We start from the raw sequence: 17,523 nt of genomic DNA, 5'->3' as shown, positions 1-17,523 counted from the left end.
GAAGAGGGGGCGCCCGGGTGGGCGCCCCCTGTCTCCTGACGACCGTCAGGCAGCCGCCTCGGCGGCCTCCTCGGCCGGCTTGCGGTGCCGCCCGTGCGGAGCCGTCTCACTGTCCTGGGCCGCGACCGGGCCCCGGTGCCGGCCGTGGCCGACCGCCTCCTGAGAGCCGGCAGACAGCTGCTCGGTGGTGCTGGTGTCGCTCATCGGAAGAATTCACCCCGTCAACATGATCTTTCGTACAGCCCGGCGAGTGTAACCGGCACACCACGGGCCGAATCCAGGCGCACACGCCAACCGGCACTAGTTCGTTACAAGACGTCCCAGAGGCGCTTGCTGCAACGGCACCGGACGTGCCATCACCAGGCCCGGAGCCCTCGCCGCCGCGGGCGCCAGGAGTGCCGCAGGGCCCGGCTCCGTCGGCGCCCCGGCAGCCGTTCCGTCCCCGACCGGACCCTCCGCACCCGCACCCCCCGCTTCCCCGGGCCTCGCGCCTGCGGCGCCGGAGGCCGCGGCGGTGTGCCGCTCCACGGCCCCCGTTTCCTCGGGCTTCGCGTCCGCCCCGCCGGAGTCCCCCCGGACTGCGGTGGTGTCTTGCTCCGTGGCCCTCGCGTCCCCGGGCCTCGCGCCTGCGGCGTCGGAGACCCCGGCGGTGCGTTGCTCCGTGGCGCCCGTTTCCTCGGGCCTCGCGCCTGCGGCGCCGGAGGCCCCGGAGGCCGCGGCGGTGTGCCGCTCTACGCTCCGCGTTTCCTCGGGCTTCGCGTCCGCGCCGCCGGAGCCCTCCCGGGCACGGGCGGTCTCCCGCTCTACGGCTCCCGTTTCCCCGGCTGTCGCGTCCGCCCCGCCGGCGTCCCTCCAGGCCGCGGCGGTGCTCCCTTCCGTGGCCGGTGCCGCCCTGGGTGCGGTCAGCTCCGCCACGCCGCACGGGGTCTGCGGTGTGGCGTACGGCAGCCGCAGCACCCCGTCGTGCGTCCACAGCCCGGCGCCGGCCAGCCAGCCCTCGGGCGCCGGGAGGTGGCTGACCCGGCGCTCGGCCGGCCGCCAGACGCCCACCCAGCTGCCCAGCGGCCCGTCGAGGCGCAGCGCCACCGCGCAGCCCTCCGGGGTCAGCACCTGCCCCGGCTGGATCGCGAACGGCGTCACCGCGCAGTCCGGCACCCGCAGGGACTCCGGGAAGCGGACCGGCAGCATGCTGCCGAGCACGCCCCAGCCCAGCCGCTCCCGCCCCGGCGAGGGCGCGTCGGAGGAGATGAGCAGCAGTCCGCTGTCGGGGTCGGCGAGCAGCAGCCGGTCGTCGCTGCCGGCCGTGATCTGCAGCAGCGGCGAGACCTCGGCGCGCTCCAGGTCCACGACCACCGTCTTGACCGGCCCGCCCAGCGCCCGGTCCAGTGCCAGCATCCGCCCCGCGCGGTCCAGCCACACCCCGCCCGAGCAGCGCCCCGGCACCTCCGCGAGCCACTCCGGGCCGAAGGACCCGCCCGCCACCAGCCAGACGGTGCTGGCGCGCGGGCCGACGGCGAGGGCGTACGCCCTGCTGCCGCCCGGCGCGGGCGGCAGCAGCCTGAGCCGGGTGCCCGGCTCGGCGCACTCCACGGCGCCCAGCGGCAGCTCGCCGGTGCCGGGACCGGTCGGGTACAGCAGCGAGAAGACGTGCCGCCGCTCGATCACCCGGTGGATCAGCACCCGGCCGTCCGCGAGGGGCTGCACCTCGGTGCCGGGCTCCTCCGGCTGGTTGCCGGGCAGCGGCACCGCGTACGGCTCCGGACCGTCGAGCGTCCAGCGCTCGGCGAACCAGCACTCGCCGGCCTTCGCGAGCCGGGCGGCGTACGCCCCGTCCACCGTCAGCGCGCAGGCCGTACCGCCGTCCTCCGCACCCGTCGAGGGGGGTTCGATCGCACAGGCCGTCATGGTTCGGTCACCTCCGGCGACGAAGCTAGTTTTCGCACGCGCAGGCGTGGGACCGGCCGATGGCCGCTTCACACATACGGGTGGCGCAGAAGCGATTCACCTGAGGAAATCGGGGCGTTTGTGCTGACCGGGACAAGCCCAGGCGCATGCGGTACGGCCGCGCCGGACGGACAGGTAGCCTTGCCCCGTGCCCCGTCTGTCTGAAGTCATCGCCGCGCTGGAGAACCTGTGGCCCGCCGAGCGGGCCGAGTCCTGGGACGCGGTCGGCACGGTCGTGGGCGACCCCGACCAGGAGGTCACCCGGGTCCTGTTCGCCGTCGACCCCGTGCGGGAGACCGTCGACGAGGCGGTGAAGCTCGGCGCCGACCTGCTGGTCACCCACCACCCGCTCTACCTGCGCGGTACGACGACGGTGGCGGCGACCCACTTCAAGGGCCGCGTCGTGCACACGCTGATCAAGAACGACATCGCCCTGCACGTCGCCCACACCAACGCCGACACGGCCGACCCGGGCGTCTCGGACGCCCTCGCCGGCGCGCTGGACCTGCGGGTCGTAGGGCCCCTCGTGCCGGACCCCGGCGACCCGGCGGGCCGCCGGGGCCTCGGCCGGGTCTGCGAGCTGGACCACCCCCTGACCGTGCGCGAGCTGGCCGCCCGGGCCGCCGAGCGGCTGCCCGCCACCGCCCAGGGCATCCGCGTGGCCGGCGACCCCGACGCCCTCGTGCGCACCGCCGCCGTCAGCGGCGGCTCCGGCGACAGCCTCTTCGACCAGGTCCGCGCGGCGGGCGTCGACGCCTTCCTCACCGCGGACCTGCGCCACCACCCGGCGTCCGAGGCGGTGGCGACGAGCCCCCTCGCGCTGCTCGACGCGGCGCACTGGGCCACCGAGTGGCCCTGGTGCGAGCTGGCCGCGAGCCAGCTCGACGAGATCTCCGACCGTCACGGCTGGGACCTGCGCGTCCACGTCTCCACGACGGTCACCGACCCCTGGACCGCCCACGCGGCGTCCACCACCCGCTAGTAGCCAACAGGAGCCCCCAACTGAACGCCGCGCCCGCCGACCAGATCCGCCTCCTCGACGTCCAGGCCCTCGACGTCCGGCTGCAGCAGCTCGCGCACAAGCGCAGGTCGCTGCCCGAGCACGCCGAGATCGACGCGCTGAGCAAGGACCTCACGCAGCTGCGCGACCTGCTGGTCGCCGCGCAGACCGAGGAGAGCGACACCGCTCGCGAGCAGACCAAGGCGGAGCAGGACGTGGACCAGGTGCGCCAGCGCGCCGCCCGCGACCAGCAGCGCCTGGACTCCGGCGCGGTCACCTCGCCCAAGGACCTGGCCAACCTCCAGCACGAGATCGCCTCCCTCGCCAAGCGCCAGGGCGACCTGGAGGACGTGGTCCTGGAGGTCATGGAGCGCCGCGAGTCCGCGCAGGAGCGGGTGCGTGAGCTGACGGAGCGCGTCGCCTCCGTGCAGGGGAGGATCGACGACGCGACGGGACGCCGGGACGCGGCCTTCGAGGAGATCGACGGCGAGGCGGCGACGGTGACGAAGGAGCGCGAGGTCATCGCCGGCTCCGTCCCCGCCGACCTGCTGAAGCTCTACGACAAGCTGCGCGAGCAGCAGGGCGGCATCGGTGCGGCCAAGCTGTACGCCCGCACCTGCCAGGGCTGCCGCCAGGAGCTGGCGATCACCGAGCTGAACGAGATCCGCGCGGCGGCGCCGGACACCGTCGTACGCTGCGAGAACTGCCGCCGCATCCTGGTGCGCACGGCCGAGTCGGGTCTGTAGGCGTCTGCCGGACCTTCGTGGTTCTCACTGGACAAGGGGCGTGTCGGGTGCGGGAGTTCATCGTCGAGGCGGACGGCGGGTCACGGGGCAACCCGGGGCCGGCCGGTTACGGGGCCGTGGTCACCGACGCGGCGACCGGGCAGACGCTGGCGGAGGAGGCCGAGTACCTCGGCGTCGTGACCAACAACGTCGCCGAGTACCGGGGCCTGCTGGCCGGCCTGCGCGCCGCCCACGCCCTCGACCCGACGGCCACGGTCCACGTCCGCATGGACTCCAAGCTCGTCATCGAGCAGATGTCGGGCCGCTGGAAGATCAAACATCCCGACATGAAGCCCCTCGCCACCCAGGCCCGCTCGGTCTTCCCGCCGGACCGGGTCACGTACGAGTGGATCCCCCGCGAGCGGAACAAGCACGCCGACCGCCTGGCGAACGAGGCCATGGACGCGGGTACGTCGTCGGCAGCCGCGGGCAGTCGTGCCGCTGGGGCGGCACGGTTGGGCGCGGCCGCGACCCCTGGCGAGCAGCCGCCCGCCCCCGACGAGCAGGGCCCCTTGGGCGCCGGCGGAGAAGTCACCGCCGACCGGCAGCGCACCTCCGCGCCTGGCTGGAGCGCCGCCCCCGACCTCGGCGCCCCCGCCACCTTCGTCCTCCTGCGCCACGGCGAGACCCCCCTGACGCCCCAGAAGCGCTTCTCGGGCAGCGGCGGCACCGATCCCGCGCTCTCCGACGCCGGGCGCGAACAGGCGCGCCGCGTCGCCGAAGCGCTGGCGAGACGCGGCACGATCCAGGCCGTCCTCGCCTCCCCGCTCGCCCGCACCCGCGAGACCGCCGGCATCGTCGCCGCCCGCCTCGGCCTGGAGGTGAAGATCGAGGACGGACTGCGCGAGACGGACTTCGGAGCCTGGGAGGGCCTGACCTTCGGCGAGGTCCGCGAGCGCTACCCGGACGACCTGAACGCCTGGCTCGCCGACCCCGAGGCCCACCCCACCGGCGGCGGCGAGAGCTTCGCCGAGACGGCCGTCCGTATCGCCGCCACCCGGGACAAGCTGGTCGCCGCCCACGCCGGCCGCACGGTCCTCCTCGTCACCCACGTCACCCCGATCAAGACCGTCGTCCGCCTCGCCCTCGGCGCCCCGCCCGAGTCCCTGTTCCGCATGGAGCTGTCGGCGGCCTCCCTGTCGGCGGTGGCGTACTACGCCGACGGCAACGCCAGCGTCCGGCTCTTCAACGACACGTCCCACCTACGCTGAGGCCCGCTCGCGCAGGCGCTCGGCCGTGCGCGCGTCCGCCGGCAGGAACGCCTCCAGGTGCAGCTCGGCGAGCGTGACGTCCACCGCCGTGGCGAACGAGGTCAGCGTGGTCAGCAGCCGCAGCTCGCCCTCGGCGCACCGCAGCCGCAGCGGCACCGCGAACCCGAGGTGGTCCTCGCCGGGCGCGTACGGCGGTATGTACCCGGCGAGTTCGGCGGCCAGCGCGTCGAGCCGCGGATCGGGGCTGCGCAGGGCCCGCGCCCGCAGGTTCTCCACGACGTGCCGCCCCCACGCGCCCAGGTTCACCACGCGTGACCCCATCCCGCGCGGATGCAGCGCCAGCCGCAGGACGTTGACCGGGGGCCGCAGCAGCTCCGGATCGGCGCCCTCGGTCAGCACCCCGAACGCGCCGTTCGCCGCCACGAGTTCGCCGAGCGGGCCGGCGACCATCGCCGGGTACGGCAGATGCCCGGTCAGGATCGCGTCCAACGCCTCCCGCACCGGCTCCAGTCCGGCCGCGTCCAGGGCGGACTCGGGGTAGGCGGGGGCGTAACCGGCGGACAGCAGCAGGGCGTTGCGCTCCCGGAGGGACAGCTCCAGCGACTCGGCGAGCCGCAGCACCACCGCCCGGCCGGGCAGGGACCGCCCCCGCTCGATGAAGCTCACGTACCGCTGGGTCGTGCCGGCCCGCGAGGCCAGCTCCAGCTGGCTGACCCGGCGCACGGTGCGCCAGCGCAGCAGCTCCCGCCCGAACGGCGGCGGCGACGGCGGCGGCGAGGGTGGTCCGACGGTGGTGGTCATGCCCCCGTTGTACGGCACGGCTCTGACAACGCGGACCCGCAGCTCGTCATACCCGGCCGGGAATTGAGGCCCCGCACCCGTCCGACCAGCATGGACCCACGGCGACACCAGCCGCCCGCCCCATCCCGCCCCATCCACCGCGATTCCGACGGGGGAACCCATGCGCACCTACCACCTGCACACACCGGGCCGCATCGACGGCATCGTCGCCCGCGACAGCGAGCCCCGCCCCGCACCCGGCCCCCGCGACATCGTCGTACGCGTCCGGGCGGCCTCCCTCAACCGCCGCGACCTGCTGATCCTGAACGGCGCCTACCCCCTCACCGCCGCGCCGGACGTGGTTCCGCTCAGCGACGGCGCCGGCGAGGTGGCGGCCGTCGGCGACGAGGTCACCCGGTTCGCCGTGGGCGACCGTGTCTGCAGTACGTACTTCCCGCGCTGGACCGACGGCCGGATCAGCCCCGACGTGATCGACCAGCCCGGCGCGACCCTGCCCGGCATGCTCGCCGAGTACGTCCGCCTCGACCAGGAGGCCGCCGTGCGCGTCCCCGGCCACCTCGGCTGGGAGGAGGCCGCCTGCCTGCCGTGCGCCGGCCTCACCGCCTGGAACGCCCTGACCGGCGCGGAACCCCTGCTGCCCGGCGAGACGGTGCTGACCCTCGGCACCGGCGGCCTGTCCCTGTTCGCCGTGCAGTTCGCGAAGCTGTTCGGCGCCGAGGTGATCGCCACGACGTCGAGCCCCGCGAAGGCCGAGCGCCTGAAGTCGCTGGGCGCCGACCACGTGCTGAACTACGCCGAGAACCCGCGCTGGGGCGAGGCCGTACGGGAGCTGACCGGCGGGCGCGGCGCGCACCTCGTCGTGGAGACCGGCGGACCGGAGAGCATTGACCAGTCCGTCCGGGCGACGGCGCTGTACGGCCGGATCGTGCTGATCACCGCCAACAGCCCGCGCAAGGACTCCCTCGACATCACGACCGACGCCCTCGCCTCCAGCCTGCTGACGATGCGCCGCCTCTTCGTCGGCAGCCGCAGCAACTTCGAGGAGATGAACCGTGCCGTCCGCCTGCACGGCCTCCGCCCGGTGATCGACCGCGTCCTCCCCTGCGCGGACGCCGGGGACGTCCGGGACGCCTACCGCTATTACGCCACCGGCGCGGCCTTCGGCAAGGTCGTCATCCGCCTCGCCTGACCCCGGCCTCGTCGGTGAGCCGGGCGGCCGCCCGCGCCAGCTCCTCGATCCGCGCCCAGTCCCCGGCGGTCACCGCGTCCGCCGGGACCATCCAACTCCCGCCCACACAGCCGACGTTGGGCAGCGCCAGGTACTCGGGCGCGCTTCCCGGACCGATCCCGCCGGTGGGGCAGAACCGGGCCTGCGGCAACGGCGCCGCCAGCGACCGCAGATAGGCCGTACCGCCCGCCGCCTGCGCCGGGAAGAACTTCATCTCCCGCACCCCGCGCTCCAGCAGCGCGACGACCTCCGAGGTGGTCGACACCCCGGGCAGGAACGGCACCCCCGACCGGCGCATCGCCGCCAGCAGCGCCTCCGTCCAGCCGGGGCTGACCAGGAACCGCGCCCCCGCCGCCGTGGCCGCGCCCACCAGCTCCGGGCTGATCACCGTGCCCGCGCCGACCACCGCCGACGGCACCTCGGCGGTGATCGCGCGGATCGCGTCCAGCGCCGCCGGCGTCCGCAGCGTCACCTCGATCGCGGACAGCCCGCCCGCCACCAGAGCGCGCGCCAGCGGTACGGCGTCGGCGACGTCGGAGACGGCCACGACGGGGACGACGGGGGCGCGGTCCACGAGATCCAGTACGGAGGCAGCGGGGGGCGAGGGCACGGGTGAGGTCATGCCCTCATCGTGCCCAGCGGCTGCATCATGCGCAATGAACGTTGCACATGCTGCAATAGCGATGTGTGGTGGGCCGCGTCGCCCGGCTCAGTGGATCTCGTCCACCAGCACGTCCAGCGACCACGCGGTGCCCGCCTTCGCCGGCGCCTCGGCCTCCACGACGTACCCCAGCTCCCGCAGCACCTCCACCAGCCCGGCGGGGTCCTTCGGCGCGGCGCCCTGTGTCAGCAGGCTCCGTACGATCCGGCCCTTGGTCGCCTTGTTGAAGTGGCTGACCACCTTCCGGGTGGGCGCGTGCAGCACCCGTACGGTCGCCGTCCGCCCGGCGACCTCGCCCTTCGGCTTCCAGGCCGCCGCGTACGCCGCCGAGCGCAGGTCCAGCACGAGCCCCTTTCCGGCCGCCTCGGGCAGCACCTCGGCCATCGCCGGCCGCCAGTGCGCGCCGAGCGCGCCGAGGCCGGGCAGCTTCACGCCCATGGAACAGCGGTAGGAGGGGATGCGGTCGGTCACGCGCACGGCGCCCCACAGACCCGAGAAGACGAGCAGCGAGCGCGCCGCGCGCCTCTTCGCCGCCGCGTCCAGTGTGGCCAGGCCGAGGGCGTCGTAGAGGACACCGGTGTAGATCTCCCCGGCCGGACGTGCGCCGGCCGTGCGCAGGACGGCGTTCTTCGCGATCTCGCCGCGCAGCCCCTCGCTCAGCCCCAGCACCTCGCGCGCCTTCTCGTTCTGCCCGGGGTCCCCGGCGCACAGCTCGACCAGCTCGCCGAGCACCGCCTCGCGCGCCGCGGTCAGCCCCGGCAGGGACAGCGACTCCAGCGTCAGCGGGGCGCCCGCGCCCGAGTTCGCCTTGCCTTCCGACGGCGGCAGCAGGACCAGCACCACGTACTCCTCACCTAGACCTCCGCGACAGGGTACGGCGTGCGGCCGGTGCGACCGCGACCTGCGCTCCTGTTCCCCCTCAGGGGTGGGTGAGCGCCCGGACGAGGCCGCCGGGATCGTCGGCGTGCAGCCGTACGAGGGTGACGTCCCTGCGCCTGCCGAGCACGGTCACGTGGGTGACGGGCTCGGTGAGTTCGAGGGTGACGGAGGTCTGGGAGCCGACGGCGAGATCGAGGGCGCCCTCGGCCGGTGTGTGCGTCATCCGCGTCTCCCGGCGTACGGCGCCGATCGCGGACAGCGGGATGCGCAGGTCCACGTGCGCGCCGTACCGCACCCGCACCGCGTCCCCCGTGAGCACGTGCGGGCGGACCACGCACGCCGCACTTTCCCCATCAGCTCAGGCATGGTCAACCCCCTTCAGCGGCAAGGATATTCAGGGCGCGGCGGATCGCCTCGGCCTGGGCGGGGGCGAGGTCGGCGTACAGCGCGCGCAGCAGGGCGTGATCGTCGTCGGGCCGCCCGTCCGGCAGCAGCTCGCGCGGCATGCAGTCGGCCAGCGCCCGCGCGGCCCCCGGCACGCGCGGGTCGTCCGGCCCGGCGCTCGCGAGCGCGTCGAGCAGCGCGTACGCCTCATGGGCGCGCGCCAGCGCGTCCGGGTCGTCCAGCACCCCCCGCAGTCCGGCCCACATCCGCTCCCGCACCTCCGGCGCCGCCCCCGTCTCGATGAGCGCGAGCACCTCCCGGTCCTTGGCGGCGGCCGGCGAGTCACCGACGGGCAGCGAGCCGAACAGCGCGGCCAACTGCGCCGAGACCGGCCCCTCGGCGGTCAGCTCCCCACCGCCGAGCAGCGCCCGCAGCCGCTGGCGCCGCTCCCGGATCCCGGCCTCCTGCCGGGCCAGGTCCGCGTCGAGTTCGGTGAGCACCTCGACGAGGTCCTTCCCGGCGTCGTCCGCGAGCACGTCCCGCACCTCGGCGAGCCCGAGCCCCAGCTCGGTCAGCCGCCGGATCCGGGCGAGGACGACGGCGTGCCGGAGGGTGTAGTGCCGGTAGCCGTTGGCACGGCGCTCGGGCTCGGGCAGCAGGCCCAGGTGGTGGTAGTGCCGCACGGTGCGCGTGGTGACGCCGACGGCGGTGGCGAGTTCTCCGATCCGCATGGGACCAGTACAGACGTTGACGCCACGGCAGGGTCAAGCGGTGGGCGCCGGGGCGCCCAGCCACCGCCTCAGTGCCTCGGCCAGCCCCTTGACGTCGTCGTCCGCCGTGTCGGCGGCCCAGGCCACGAAGCCGTCCGGGCGCAGGAACAGCGCCTTCAGGCCGGGCCGGTCCGCACAGGTGAGCGTGCGCACGTCCAGCCGGTCGCCGTAGCCCTCGGCCGCGCCCCGCACCTCCGCGTCGTCGGCGAGGTCGAGCAGCAGGGCGCGGCCGGCGTGCAGGTGCTCGCCGAGCCGGCTGCCGTCGGACAGCTCCAGGTCGGGCGCGCTCGCACCGGTCAGCGGGTGCTCGCCGGGCAGGTCGTAGCGCTGCCACACGCCGGAGATCCTCGTGACGAGATACGTCGTCCCCGTGGCCGTCAGCGCCAGGTCGCTCACCACCCGGCGCAGCGCGCGGGCGTGCGGGTCGGGGCGCATCACCGCGATCTGGGCGCGGGTCCAGTCGAGCACCCAGGCGCCGAGCGGATGCCGTTCGGCGGTGTACGTCTCCAGCAGGGACTCCGGGGCGCGCCCGCGCACGACGGCGGCCAGCTTCCAGCCCAGGTTCATCGCGTCCCCGAGGCCGAGGTTCAGCCCCTGGCCGCCGAACGGCGAGTGCACGTGCGCCGCGTCTCCCGCGAGCAGCACCCGGCCCCTGCGGTACTGCGTGGCCTGGCGCGCGTTGTCGGTGAACCGGGTCGCGCTGAGCAGCTTGGTGATGGTGACCTCGGGTACGCCGGAGACCCGGCGCAGGCTCGCCTGCACCTCTTCCGCGGTGATCGGTGCCGTCCGGTCGGCCGGGGGCCCGTCGAACTCCACGCTGAGGATCCGCCCCGGGAACGGCCCGTGGACGTACGTCCCGGTCTGCGTGGTGTTCCAGCCCTCGCGCAGCCGCTCGCCGCCGGTCAGCTCCACGATCGCCTGGTAGCCGGTGATCTCCGGGTCCGTGCCCGGGAAGTCGAACCCGGCGGTCTTGCGGACCGTGCTGCGCCCGCCGTCGCAGCCGACCAGCCAGCCGGCGCGGATCGTGCCCGCGCCGGTGTGCACGGCGACGCCGTCCGCGTCCGCGTCGAACCCGGTCAGCTCCACGCCCCGGCGCACCTCCACCCCGAGCCGCTCGGCGTGCCGGGCCAGGATCCGCTCCAGCGCGGCCTGCGGCACGCCCAGCCCGGTGTCGCCGGCCGGACCGACATCGGCCCAGACCGGGTCGGAGCCGTCGAACAGCTCCTGGGTCATCGGGATCCCGGCGAAGTGGCCGGCGAACTTGGGCGGCAGGGCGGACTCGGCGTCCTCGCCCCGGAACGCCCGTATCCGCTCCCGCGCCGCCTCCCACACCGCCGCCAGTTCGGGCAGCAGCCCACGCCGGTAGAGGGCGACCGCGCTCGGAATGTTGATCGCGCCCGCCTTGATCGTCTCGTCCACCTCGGTCAGCCGCTCCACGGCCAGCACCCGGGCCCCGCCGAGCCCCAACTCGCAGGCGAGGAACAGCCCCACGGGCCCGGCGCCCACCACCACCACGTCGTACTCCGTCGTCCTCATAGCCCTCACTGTAGTCACTAAAAGTTTTGAGCAGCTATAGTTTTGTCATGAACGACGAGGAGCGTGCGAGCGGCGACGAACTGCCCCTGCGGGAGCGCAAGAAGCGGCAGACGCGGCAGCGGATCTCGGACATCGCCACGGCCCTGTTCGCCGAGCGCGGCTTCGACGCGGTGACGGTCGCCGAGGTCGCGCGGGCGGCGGGCGTCTCCGCCATGACGGTCTTCAACTACTTCCCGCGCAAGGAGGACCTGTTCCTCGACCGCATCCCGCAGGCCGCCGAACTCTTCGCGGGGGCCGTCCACGACCGCGCCCCCGACGAGTCCCCGCTCACCGCGCTGCGCCGCCTCACCCTCCGCCTCCTCGACGAGCGGCACCCGCTGAGCGGCGTGGGGGAGCGCTACCCCCGCTTCTACCGGATCGTCGTCGCCTCCCCGGCCCTGCGCTCACGCGCCCGCGAGGGCGTGGAGGAGGTGGAGCGAGCCCTTGCCGCCGCCCTCGCCGAAGCCGGCACGGCGGATGCCGGACTCCTCGCGGCCCTGACAGTGGCCGCCTGCCGCACGGCCTTCGTCGCGTCCGCGCGCCGCCTGCTCGCCGGCGACCCGGTGGACGAGGTGGCCCGCGACCACCGGGCCCGCCTGGAGTCCGCCTTCGCGGCCCTGGAGCGCACGGGACTCGACGGCTGACGCCGACCTGGACGCGGCATGGAAGCGGCATGGAAGCGGGGCCGAAAAGCGTTGCACCCTGACGGTTCCGTACGTAGAAATGTCCCGTACGGGGGAAGAGGGGGTGTGTTCCGTGGCGGAACAGGCGCTGTGGACACGGGCCCGGCTGGGGCACGGCGGCCCGCCGCTCGACCTGCTTACCGCGAACTTCCGCCGGCACACCTACGCCCCGCACGCCCACGAGGAGTACACGATCGGCGTCTGCGTCGGCGGCGACGAGGCCATCGCCTACCGGGGCGGCCGCATCCGCACCGGACCGGGCACCATCGTCGTCCTCGACCCCGGCGAGACGCACACCGGCGGCCCCGCCACCGCCACCGACGGCTACGCCTACCGTGCCCTGTACGCCGACCCCTCGCTCCTGGCCGACGGAAGTCTCGGCGGCCTGCCCCACTTCCGCGAACCGCTCGTCCAGGACCCCGAACTCGTCACGGCGCTCCGCCGCGCCCACACCGACCTCAGCGGCTGCCCCGACCCCCTGGAGGCGGAGTCCCGCCTGCCCTGGCTGCTGACGGCCCTGGCCCGCCGCCACTCCACGGCGCGGCCCTGCCCCGACCTGGTCCCGGGCGCGGCCGCGATCGCCCGGACCGTCCGCGACCGCCTGGCCGACGAGCTGACGGCCCCGCCGGCCCTCGCCCTCCTCGCCGCCGACCTCGGCCTGTCCCGCTACCAGCTGCTGCGGGCCTTCCGTACGACCATGGGCATGCCGCCGTACGCCTGGCTCGCCCAGTACCGGGTGAGCAGGGCGCGCGCCCTGCTGGCCGCCGGACTGCGCCCGGCCGAGGTGGCCGGGCTGGTGGGGTTCGCCGACCAGGCGCACCTGACCCGCTGGTTCCGCAGGGTGCTCGGGGCGACCCCGGCGGCCTACCGCAACAGCGTTCAAGACACACCCTGACCCGGCGGCCGAAACTCGCCGTATGACTGCACGCGGCTGGTTCCTGTTCTCCCTGATGGGAGTGGTCTGGGGCATCCCCTATCTGATGATCAAGGTGGCGGTGGGCGAGGTCTCCCCACCGGTGGTGGTCTTCACCCGCTGCGCCCTCGGCGCGCTCCTCCTGCTGCCCTTCGCCCTGCGCCAGGGCGGCCTGCCCGCGACGGTCCGGGCCCACTGGCGCCCCCTGCTGGCCTTCGCGGTCCTGGAGATCATCGTCCCCTGGTTCACCCTGACGGACGCCGAACGGCACCTGTCCAGCTCGACGTCCGGTCTGCTGATCGCGGGCGTCCCCATCGTCGGAGTCGCCGTCGCCCGCCTGCTCGGCGACACGGAACACCTGGGCACCCGGCGCGTGGCGGGCCTCGCCCTCGGCCTCACGGGGGTGACGGTCCTGACCCTGCCCCACCTGACCGGCGGCGACGCGCGCTCCCTGGCCGAGGTGCTGGTGACGGTCATCGGCTACGCGACCGCCCCCGTGATAGCGGCCCGCCGCCTGAAGGACGTCCCCTCCCTGCACCTGACGGCGGCCTGCCTGACCCTGGCGGCGGTGGTCTACGCCCTGCCGGCCGCGCTCACCCTCCCCTCCTCCCTGCCCTCCCCCTCGGCCCTGACCGCGCTGGCCGGCCTCGGCGTCGTCTGCACGGCGGTGGCCTTCGTCGCCTTCCTCGAACTGATCAAGGAGGCGGGTCCGACCCGGGCGACGGTCATCACGTACGTCAACCCGGCGGTCGCCGTGGCGGCCGGCGCACTCTTCCTGGACGAGTCCCTGACCCGCACGATCCTGGCGGCCTTCGCCCTCATCCTGACCGGCTCGGTCCTGGCGACGGCCGCCGGCGGTCCACGCCGCTCCCGCCGCCCGGTACCATGGTCGACACGGCAGACGAGCCGGGCGGACGGCCGCGTGGAGTCCCCCTAGGGGGCTTCCCGAGGAACGTCCGGGCTCCACAGGGCAGGGTGGTGGCTAACGGCCACCCGGGGTGACCCGCGGGACAGTGCCACAGAAAGCAGACCGCCCGGGGCTTCGGCCCCTGGTAAGGGTGAAACGGTGGTGTAAGAGACCACCAGTGCCCAGGGTGACCTGGGCAGCTAGGTAAACCCCACCCGGAGCAAGGTCAAAAGGAAACACCCCGGTGTTTCTGCGCGGACGATCGAGGGCTGCCCGCCCGAGTCCGCGGGTAGACCGCACGAGGCCGACGGCAACGCCGGCCCTAGATGGATGGCCGTCGCCCCGGCGCCCGCGAGGACACCGGGGAACAGAACCCGGCGTACAGCCCGACTCGTCTGCCGCTGCCTGCGGCTTTGCCCGGGAAAGCGCCCGGACGCCACCGGTCAAGAGGAGACGGGCCGAGGGCTGTTGCTCGTATCGCGCCTGGCCTCCCGCTGGGACTGGCACCCGCGCTCCGACGGTCCGGGCAAGACGGTCTGGGCGGAGTACACACTTGTGCCGCTGCCTCGGCGGTGAGCTGCCGGCCGGGACATCACTCCGGGAGATCTGGCCGAAGAGGCCGCGCCCCCACCCGCTCCACATGCCGCTCGAAGACCTCCCGCGCCTGCGGGGTCAGGGTGCGCAGGGCAACCAGGGCCGTGATGACCACGTCGCACAGTTCCGCCTGGACGTCGTCCCAGTCGTGGGTGACGCCCTTGCGGGGGTTCTGGCCGGTGGCGCCGATCACCGCTTCCGCGACCTCGCCGACCTCCTCGGACAGCTTGAGGATGCGCAGGAGGAGGCCCTCCTGGCCGGGGTGGGCGCGGGCCGACTCAAGGCGGGACCAGAGGGCGTCGATGGTCGGCCAGAGGGAGGCTTCGGGCGCGTAGGAGGTGTCCGGGGCATCGGGGCTGTCGGGGGCGGCGCTGTCGTGGGCGGTCATGTGCGGCAGCCTGCCATGCCCGTACGCGCTCCTGCCATTTCCGTACGGTTCCCGCCGCGCCCAGGCGGGCTGCTGCCGTGCCCCTACCGGTTCCTGCCCTGTCGGTGCGGGCTCCCCGCCGTACCCCTGCGGCCGGTTCACGCCTTGCCTCTGCCGGTTCCTGCCTTGTCGGTAGGGGCTCCCCGTCGTACCCCTGCGGTCGGTTCACGCCTTGCCTCTGCCGGTTCCTGCCTTGTCGGTAGGGGCTCCCCGTCGTACCCCTGCGGTCGGTTCACGCCTTGCCTCTGCCGGTTCTTGCCTTGTCGGTAGGGGCTCCCCGTCGTACCCCTGCGGTCGGTTCACGCCTTGCCTCTGCCGGTTCTTGCCTTGTCGGTGCGGGCTTCCCGCCGTACCCCTGCGGTCGGTTCACGCCTTGCCTCTGCCGGTTCTTGCCCTGTCGGTGCGGGCTTCCCGCCGTACCCCTGCGGTCGGTTCACGCCTTGCCTCTGCCGGTTCTTGCCCTGTCGGTGCGGGCTCCCCGCCGTACCCCTGCGGCCGGTTCACGCCGTGCCCCTACCGGTTCCTGCCCTGTCGGTACGGGCTCCCGCCGTACCCCCGCGTCCGGCTACGCCCTGCCTCTCCCGGTTCCTGCCACGTCGGTACCTGCTCCCGCCGCCCCCCGACCGGCTGCCGACCGGCTACTCCTCGAACAGCGTCTCCTGCTCGCCTTCCCGCTTCGCCCGTACCCGGCAGCTCCGTGCGCCCACCACCGCCGCCGTGGCCGCCGCCGTCAGGCCCAGGGCCATTGGGACCATCCAGCCGCGGTCGAGGACGTGGTCGAGGACGTGGTCGAGGGAGAGGCGGCCGGGGCCGGTGACGGCGAGGCCGGCGGCCGCGAGGCCAAGGGTCGCCGCGTATTCGTAGCCGCCCTCCTGGGCGAAGAAGCCGTTGGGGAGGTGGACCGCCGCCGCCCCCGCCATCGCGCCGGCCGCCGCCGCGCCCGCCGCCGGGGTCGCGAGGCCCAGGGCGAGGAGGGCGCCGCCGCCCGTCTCCGCCAGCCCCGCCGCCGTCGCGCTCGCCTTGCCGGGTGCGTAGCCGACGGACTCCATGAACTGGCCGGTGCCCTCCAGGCCGTGGCCGCCGAACCAGCCGAACAGCTTCTGCGCGCCGTGCGCGGCGAGCACCCCGCCGGTGCCCAGCCGGAGCAGCAGCAGGCCCAGATCACGTCGGTCGAAACAGCTCACGGCGACTCCCCGGCAGACGGCGGATGGTGGACGGGTTCCTCCAGCCTTTCCACCGTCGCAGGTCTCACCCCCACGGGCGCGCCGGGGAGGGCGTTCGGGTGGCGGGGGCCGGGGAGCGGTGTGAGCCTGGCGCCATGACGATCAAACCAGCCAATCTGAGCGACCCGGCCGTCCGGGCCTTCGTCAACGCCGTCAACTCCCACGACCGCGAGGGCTTCATGAAGCTCCTCACGCCCGGCGCGACCATGGCCGACGACGGCGAGGACCGGGAGCTCGACCGGTGGATCGAGGACGAGATCTTCTCCTCCCACGGTCACCTGGACGTCCAGAGCGAGTCCGACGGCGGCCGGTTGCTGCTGGCGAACTACAGCAACGACACGTGGGGCGAGATGCGCACCGCGTGGCGCTTCACCGTCGAGGACGACGGGCGGATCTCGCGGTTCGAGACCGGGCAGGCCTGAGCCGGGCCGGGCCGGGCCGCGGACGCCGCGGCCCCTTGTCCTCGCGTGCGCTTCAACTCCTAGCGTCGGCGGGCATGACACAGCGAACTCTGGGACGCAGCGGTATCGACGTCAGCGCGCTCGGTTTCGGGTGCTGGGCCATCGGCGGTGAGTGGCAGAGCGCCGACGGGCAGCCGCTCGGCTGGGGGAAGGTGGACGACGAGGAGTCCGTACGGGCGATCCGGCGCGCCCTCGACCTCGGCGTCACCTTCTTCGACACCGCCGACTGCTACGGCACCGGGCACAGCGAACGCCTGCTCGGGCGGGCGCTCGGCAAGCGGCGGGACGACGTCGTCGTCGCCACCAAGTGGGGCAACCTCTTCGACGAGCGCACCCGCACCGCCGACGGCCAGGACGACACCCCGGCGCACGCCCGCCGCGCACTGACCGACTCCCTGCGCCGGCTCGGCACGGACCGTATCGACCTCTACCAGTTCCACCTCTCCGACGCCGACCCCGAGCGGGCGGCGGAACTCCGGGAGACCTGCGAGGAGTTCGTGCGGGAGGGGACCGTACGCGCCTACGCCTGGAGCACGGACGACCCCGCCCGCGCCGCCGTCTTCGCCGCGGGGGAGCACTGCGCGGCCGTGCAGCACGCGCTCAACGTGCTGCAGGACGCGCCCGGCATGCTGGCGCTGTGCGACGAGCGGGGACTCGCGAGCGTCAACAGGAGCCCGCTGGCCATGGGGTTGCTGGCCGGCAAGCGGCGCGGCCGGCTGGCCGCCGGGGACATCCGGAGCAGGCCGCCCGAGTGGCTGCCGGGGTACGACGCGGACGGGTCCGGCGCCGACCGGGCGTGGCTCGCCCGGATCGATGCCGTGCGGGAGATCCTCACCAGCGACGGCCGTACCCTCGCCCAGGGCGCCCTCGCCTGGCTGTGGGCCCGCAGCCCGCGCACGGTCCCGATCCCCGGCTTCCGCTCGGTCGCGCAGGCCGAGGAGAACGCCGGCGCCCTGGAGAAGGGGTCGCTCACCGCCGGGCAGTTGACCGAGGTCGAGCGTCTGCTCGGACGGTAGCGGAGGGGGAGGGTCCGGAAAACGCAAGGAAACGCGCGTAACTCATCGGATTTACATAACG

17 protein-coding genes, 1 other RNA gene and 3 pseudogenes are annotated in these 17,523 nt (G+C 74.3%); 11 read left to right on the top strand and 10 right to left on the bottom strand.

The window, feature by feature from the left end:
- Positions 1-45: 45 nt before the first annotated feature.
- Together ACZ60X_RS02665 and ACZ60X_RS02660 are read right to left on the bottom strand one after the other, a co-directional pair.
- A complete protein-coding gene (locus ACZ60X_RS02665; RefSeq protein ID WP_469592435.1) occupies positions 46-204 on the bottom strand; it encodes a hypothetical protein in 159 nt (52 codons plus the stop codon).
- Positions 205-819: 615 nt separating this feature from the next.
- Positions 820-1,905: pseudogene (locus tag ACZ60X_RS02660) on the bottom strand (hypothetical protein); the annotation flags it as partial.
- Positions 1,906-2,092: 187 nt separating this feature from the next.
- On the opposite strand from ACZ60X_RS02660, the gene ACZ60X_RS02655 reads away from it, so the two are divergent.
- Genes ACZ60X_RS02655 through ACZ60X_RS02645 form a run of 3 tightly spaced genes read left to right on the top strand, consistent with a single transcriptional unit; the run spans position 2,093 to position 4,940 of the window.
- Entirely contained in the window at positions 2,093-2,926 is an 834-nt protein-coding gene (locus ACZ60X_RS02655; RefSeq protein WP_469592433.1) for a Nif3-like dinuclear metal center hexameric protein, read from the top strand.
- Between the two features lie 20 nt (positions 2,927-2,946).
- A complete protein-coding gene (locus ACZ60X_RS02650) occupies positions 2,947-3,690 on the top strand; it encodes a zinc ribbon domain-containing protein (RefSeq protein ID WP_469592989.1) in 744 nt (247 codons plus the stop codon).
- Positions 3,691-3,737: 47 nt separating this feature from the next.
- Positions 3,738-4,940, top strand: a complete 1,203-nt coding sequence (locus tag ACZ60X_RS02645) for a bifunctional RNase H/acid phosphatase (RefSeq protein WP_469592431.1) — start codon at positions 3,738-3,740, stop codon at positions 4,938-4,940.
- On the opposite strand, the gene ACZ60X_RS02640 is transcribed toward ACZ60X_RS02645, so the two are convergent.
- On the bottom strand, positions 4,932-5,741 hold the full coding sequence (locus ACZ60X_RS02640) for a helix-turn-helix domain-containing protein (RefSeq protein ID WP_469592428.1): 810 nt from the start codon (positions 5,739-5,741) through the stop codon (positions 4,932-4,934). The two genes, ACZ60X_RS02645 and ACZ60X_RS02640, sit on opposite strands and share 9 nt — an antisense overlap.
- Positions 5,742-5,901: 160 nt before the next feature.
- Between ACZ60X_RS02640 and ACZ60X_RS02635 the strand changes: the two genes are divergently transcribed.
- Entirely contained in the window at positions 5,902-6,930 is a 1,029-nt protein-coding gene (locus tag ACZ60X_RS02635; protein ID WP_469592426.1) for a zinc-dependent alcohol dehydrogenase family protein, read from the top strand.
- Here ACZ60X_RS02635 and eda read toward each other — a convergent pair.
- The 5 genes from eda to ACZ60X_RS02610 all read right to left on the bottom strand — a co-directional run bounded on the left by eda (position 6,914) and on the right by ACZ60X_RS02610 (position 11,199).
- Entirely contained in the window at positions 6,914-7,591 is a 678-nt protein-coding gene (gene eda / locus ACZ60X_RS02630; RefSeq protein WP_469592423.1) for a bifunctional 4-hydroxy-2-oxoglutarate aldolase/2-dehydro-3-deoxy-phosphogluconate aldolase, read from the bottom strand. The genes ACZ60X_RS02635 and eda overlap by 17 nt on opposite strands.
- An 87-nt stretch (positions 7,592-7,678) precedes the next feature.
- The gene (yaaA, locus tag ACZ60X_RS02625) at positions 7,679-8,470 is read right to left on the bottom strand and encodes a peroxide stress protein YaaA (RefSeq protein ID WP_469592421.1); all 792 of its coding nucleotides are present in this window, start codon (positions 8,468-8,470) and stop codon (positions 7,679-7,681) included.
- Between the two features lie 79 nt (positions 8,471-8,549).
- Positions 8,550-8,843, bottom strand: coding sequence for a hypothetical protein (locus tag ACZ60X_RS02620; RefSeq protein ID WP_469592419.1), 294 nt, complete (start codon positions 8,841-8,843; stop codon positions 8,550-8,552).
- A 34-nt stretch (positions 8,844-8,877) separates the two neighbouring features.
- Positions 8,878-9,624, bottom strand: coding sequence for a MerR family transcriptional regulator (locus ACZ60X_RS02615; protein WP_469592414.1), 747 nt, complete (start codon positions 9,622-9,624; stop codon positions 8,878-8,880).
- 33 nt (positions 9,625-9,657) lie between these two features.
- On the bottom strand, positions 9,658-11,199 hold the full coding sequence (locus tag ACZ60X_RS02610) for an FAD-dependent monooxygenase (protein ID WP_469592412.1): 1,542 nt from the start codon (positions 11,197-11,199) through the stop codon (positions 9,658-9,660).
- Between the two features lie 47 nt (positions 11,200-11,246).
- Between ACZ60X_RS02610 and ACZ60X_RS02605 the strand changes: the two genes are divergently transcribed.
- From ACZ60X_RS02605 to ACZ60X_RS02585, 5 genes and pseudogenes are all read left to right on the top strand, one after another.
- Positions 11,247-11,882: a TetR/AcrR family transcriptional regulator gene (locus ACZ60X_RS02605; RefSeq protein ID WP_469592410.1), complete on the top strand. Its 636-nt coding sequence runs from the start codon at positions 11,247-11,249 to the stop codon at positions 11,880-11,882.
- A gap of 79 nt (positions 11,883-11,961) precedes the next feature.
- A complete protein-coding gene (locus tag ACZ60X_RS02600; protein WP_469592407.1) occupies positions 11,962-12,816 on the top strand; it encodes an AraC family transcriptional regulator in 855 nt (284 codons plus the stop codon).
- A gap of 22 nt (positions 12,817-12,838) precedes the next feature.
- A pseudogene (locus ACZ60X_RS02595) lies at positions 12,839-13,618 on the top strand (DMT family transporter); the annotation flags it as partial.
- Between the two features lie 118 nt (positions 13,619-13,736).
- Positions 13,737-14,139: RNase P RNA component class A (gene rnpB, locus ACZ60X_RS02590), an RNA gene on the top strand.
- Positions 14,140-14,182: 43 nt separating this feature from the next.
- Positions 14,183-14,317 (top strand): annotated as a pseudogene (locus ACZ60X_RS02585) (ATP-binding protein); the annotation flags it as partial.
- 16 nt (positions 14,318-14,333) lie between these two features.
- On the opposite strand, the gene ACZ60X_RS02580 reads toward ACZ60X_RS02585, so the two are convergent.
- Entirely contained in the window at positions 14,334-14,723 is a 390-nt protein-coding gene (locus ACZ60X_RS02580; RefSeq protein WP_469592405.1) for a MazG-like family protein, read from the bottom strand.
- 677 nt (positions 14,724-15,400) lie between these two features.
- The gene (locus tag ACZ60X_RS02575; protein WP_469592403.1) at positions 15,401-15,946 is read right to left on the bottom strand and encodes a DoxX family membrane protein; all 546 of its coding nucleotides are present in this window, start codon (positions 15,944-15,946) and stop codon (positions 15,401-15,403) included.
- 134 nt (positions 15,947-16,080) lie between these two features.
- Here ACZ60X_RS02575 and ACZ60X_RS02570 point away from each other — a divergent pair, with 134 nt between their 5' ends.
- Together ACZ60X_RS02570 and ACZ60X_RS02565 are read left to right on the top strand one after the other, a co-directional pair.
- The gene (locus ACZ60X_RS02570; protein ID WP_469592401.1) at positions 16,081-16,407 is read left to right on the top strand and encodes a nuclear transport factor 2 family protein; all 327 of its coding nucleotides are present in this window, start codon (positions 16,081-16,083) and stop codon (positions 16,405-16,407) included.
- 74 nt (positions 16,408-16,481) lie between these two features.
- Positions 16,482-17,462: an aldo/keto reductase gene (locus ACZ60X_RS02565; protein WP_469592399.1), complete on the top strand. Its 981-nt coding sequence runs from the start codon at positions 16,482-16,484 to the stop codon at positions 17,460-17,462.
- Positions 17,463-17,523 lie beyond the last annotated feature (61 nt).

The organism is Streptomyces sp. NPDC104106 (assembly GCF_055584345.1).
This window is presented reverse-complemented; position numbering and strand designations above follow the sequence as displayed.

Bases quoted from the DNA above. Each gene is read 5' to 3' on its own strand.
- ACZ60X_RS02565 (WP_469592399.1), top strand. From the start codon at position 16,482: ATGACACAGCGAACTCTGGGACGCAGCGGTATCGACGTCAGCGCGCTC.
- ACZ60X_RS02580 (WP_469592405.1), bottom strand. From the start codon at position 14,723: ATGACCGCCCACGACAGCGCCGCCCCCGACAGCCCCGATGCCCCGGAC.
- ACZ60X_RS02635 (WP_469592426.1), top strand. From the start codon at position 5,902: ATGCGCACCTACCACCTGCACACACCGGGCCGCATCGACGGCATCGTC.
- ACZ60X_RS02640 (WP_469592428.1), bottom strand. From the start codon at position 5,741: ATGACCACCACCGTCGGACCACCCTCGCCGCCGCCGTCGCCGCCGCCG.
- ACZ60X_RS02570 (WP_469592401.1), top strand. From the start codon at position 16,081: ATGACGATCAAACCAGCCAATCTGAGCGACCCGGCCGTCCGGGCCTTC.
- ACZ60X_RS02665 (WP_469592435.1), bottom strand. From the start codon at position 204: ATGAGCGACACCAGCACCACCGAGCAGCTGTCTGCCGGCTCTCAGGAG.
- ACZ60X_RS02605 (WP_469592410.1), top strand. From the start codon at position 11,247: ATGAACGACGAGGAGCGTGCGAGCGGCGACGAACTGCCCCTGCGGGAG.
- ACZ60X_RS02610 (WP_469592412.1), bottom strand. From the start codon at position 11,199: ATGAGGACGACGGAGTACGACGTGGTGGTGGTGGGCGCCGGGCCCGTG.
- ACZ60X_RS02615 (WP_469592414.1), bottom strand. From the start codon at position 9,624: ATGCGGATCGGAGAACTCGCCACCGCCGTCGGCGTCACCACGCGCACC.
- ACZ60X_RS02600 (WP_469592407.1), top strand. From the start codon at position 11,962: ATGTCCCGTACGGGGGAAGAGGGGGTGTGTTCCGTGGCGGAACAGGCG.
- eda (WP_469592423.1), bottom strand. From the start codon at position 7,591: ATGACCTCACCCGTGCCCTCGCCCCCCGCTGCCTCCGTACTGGATCTC.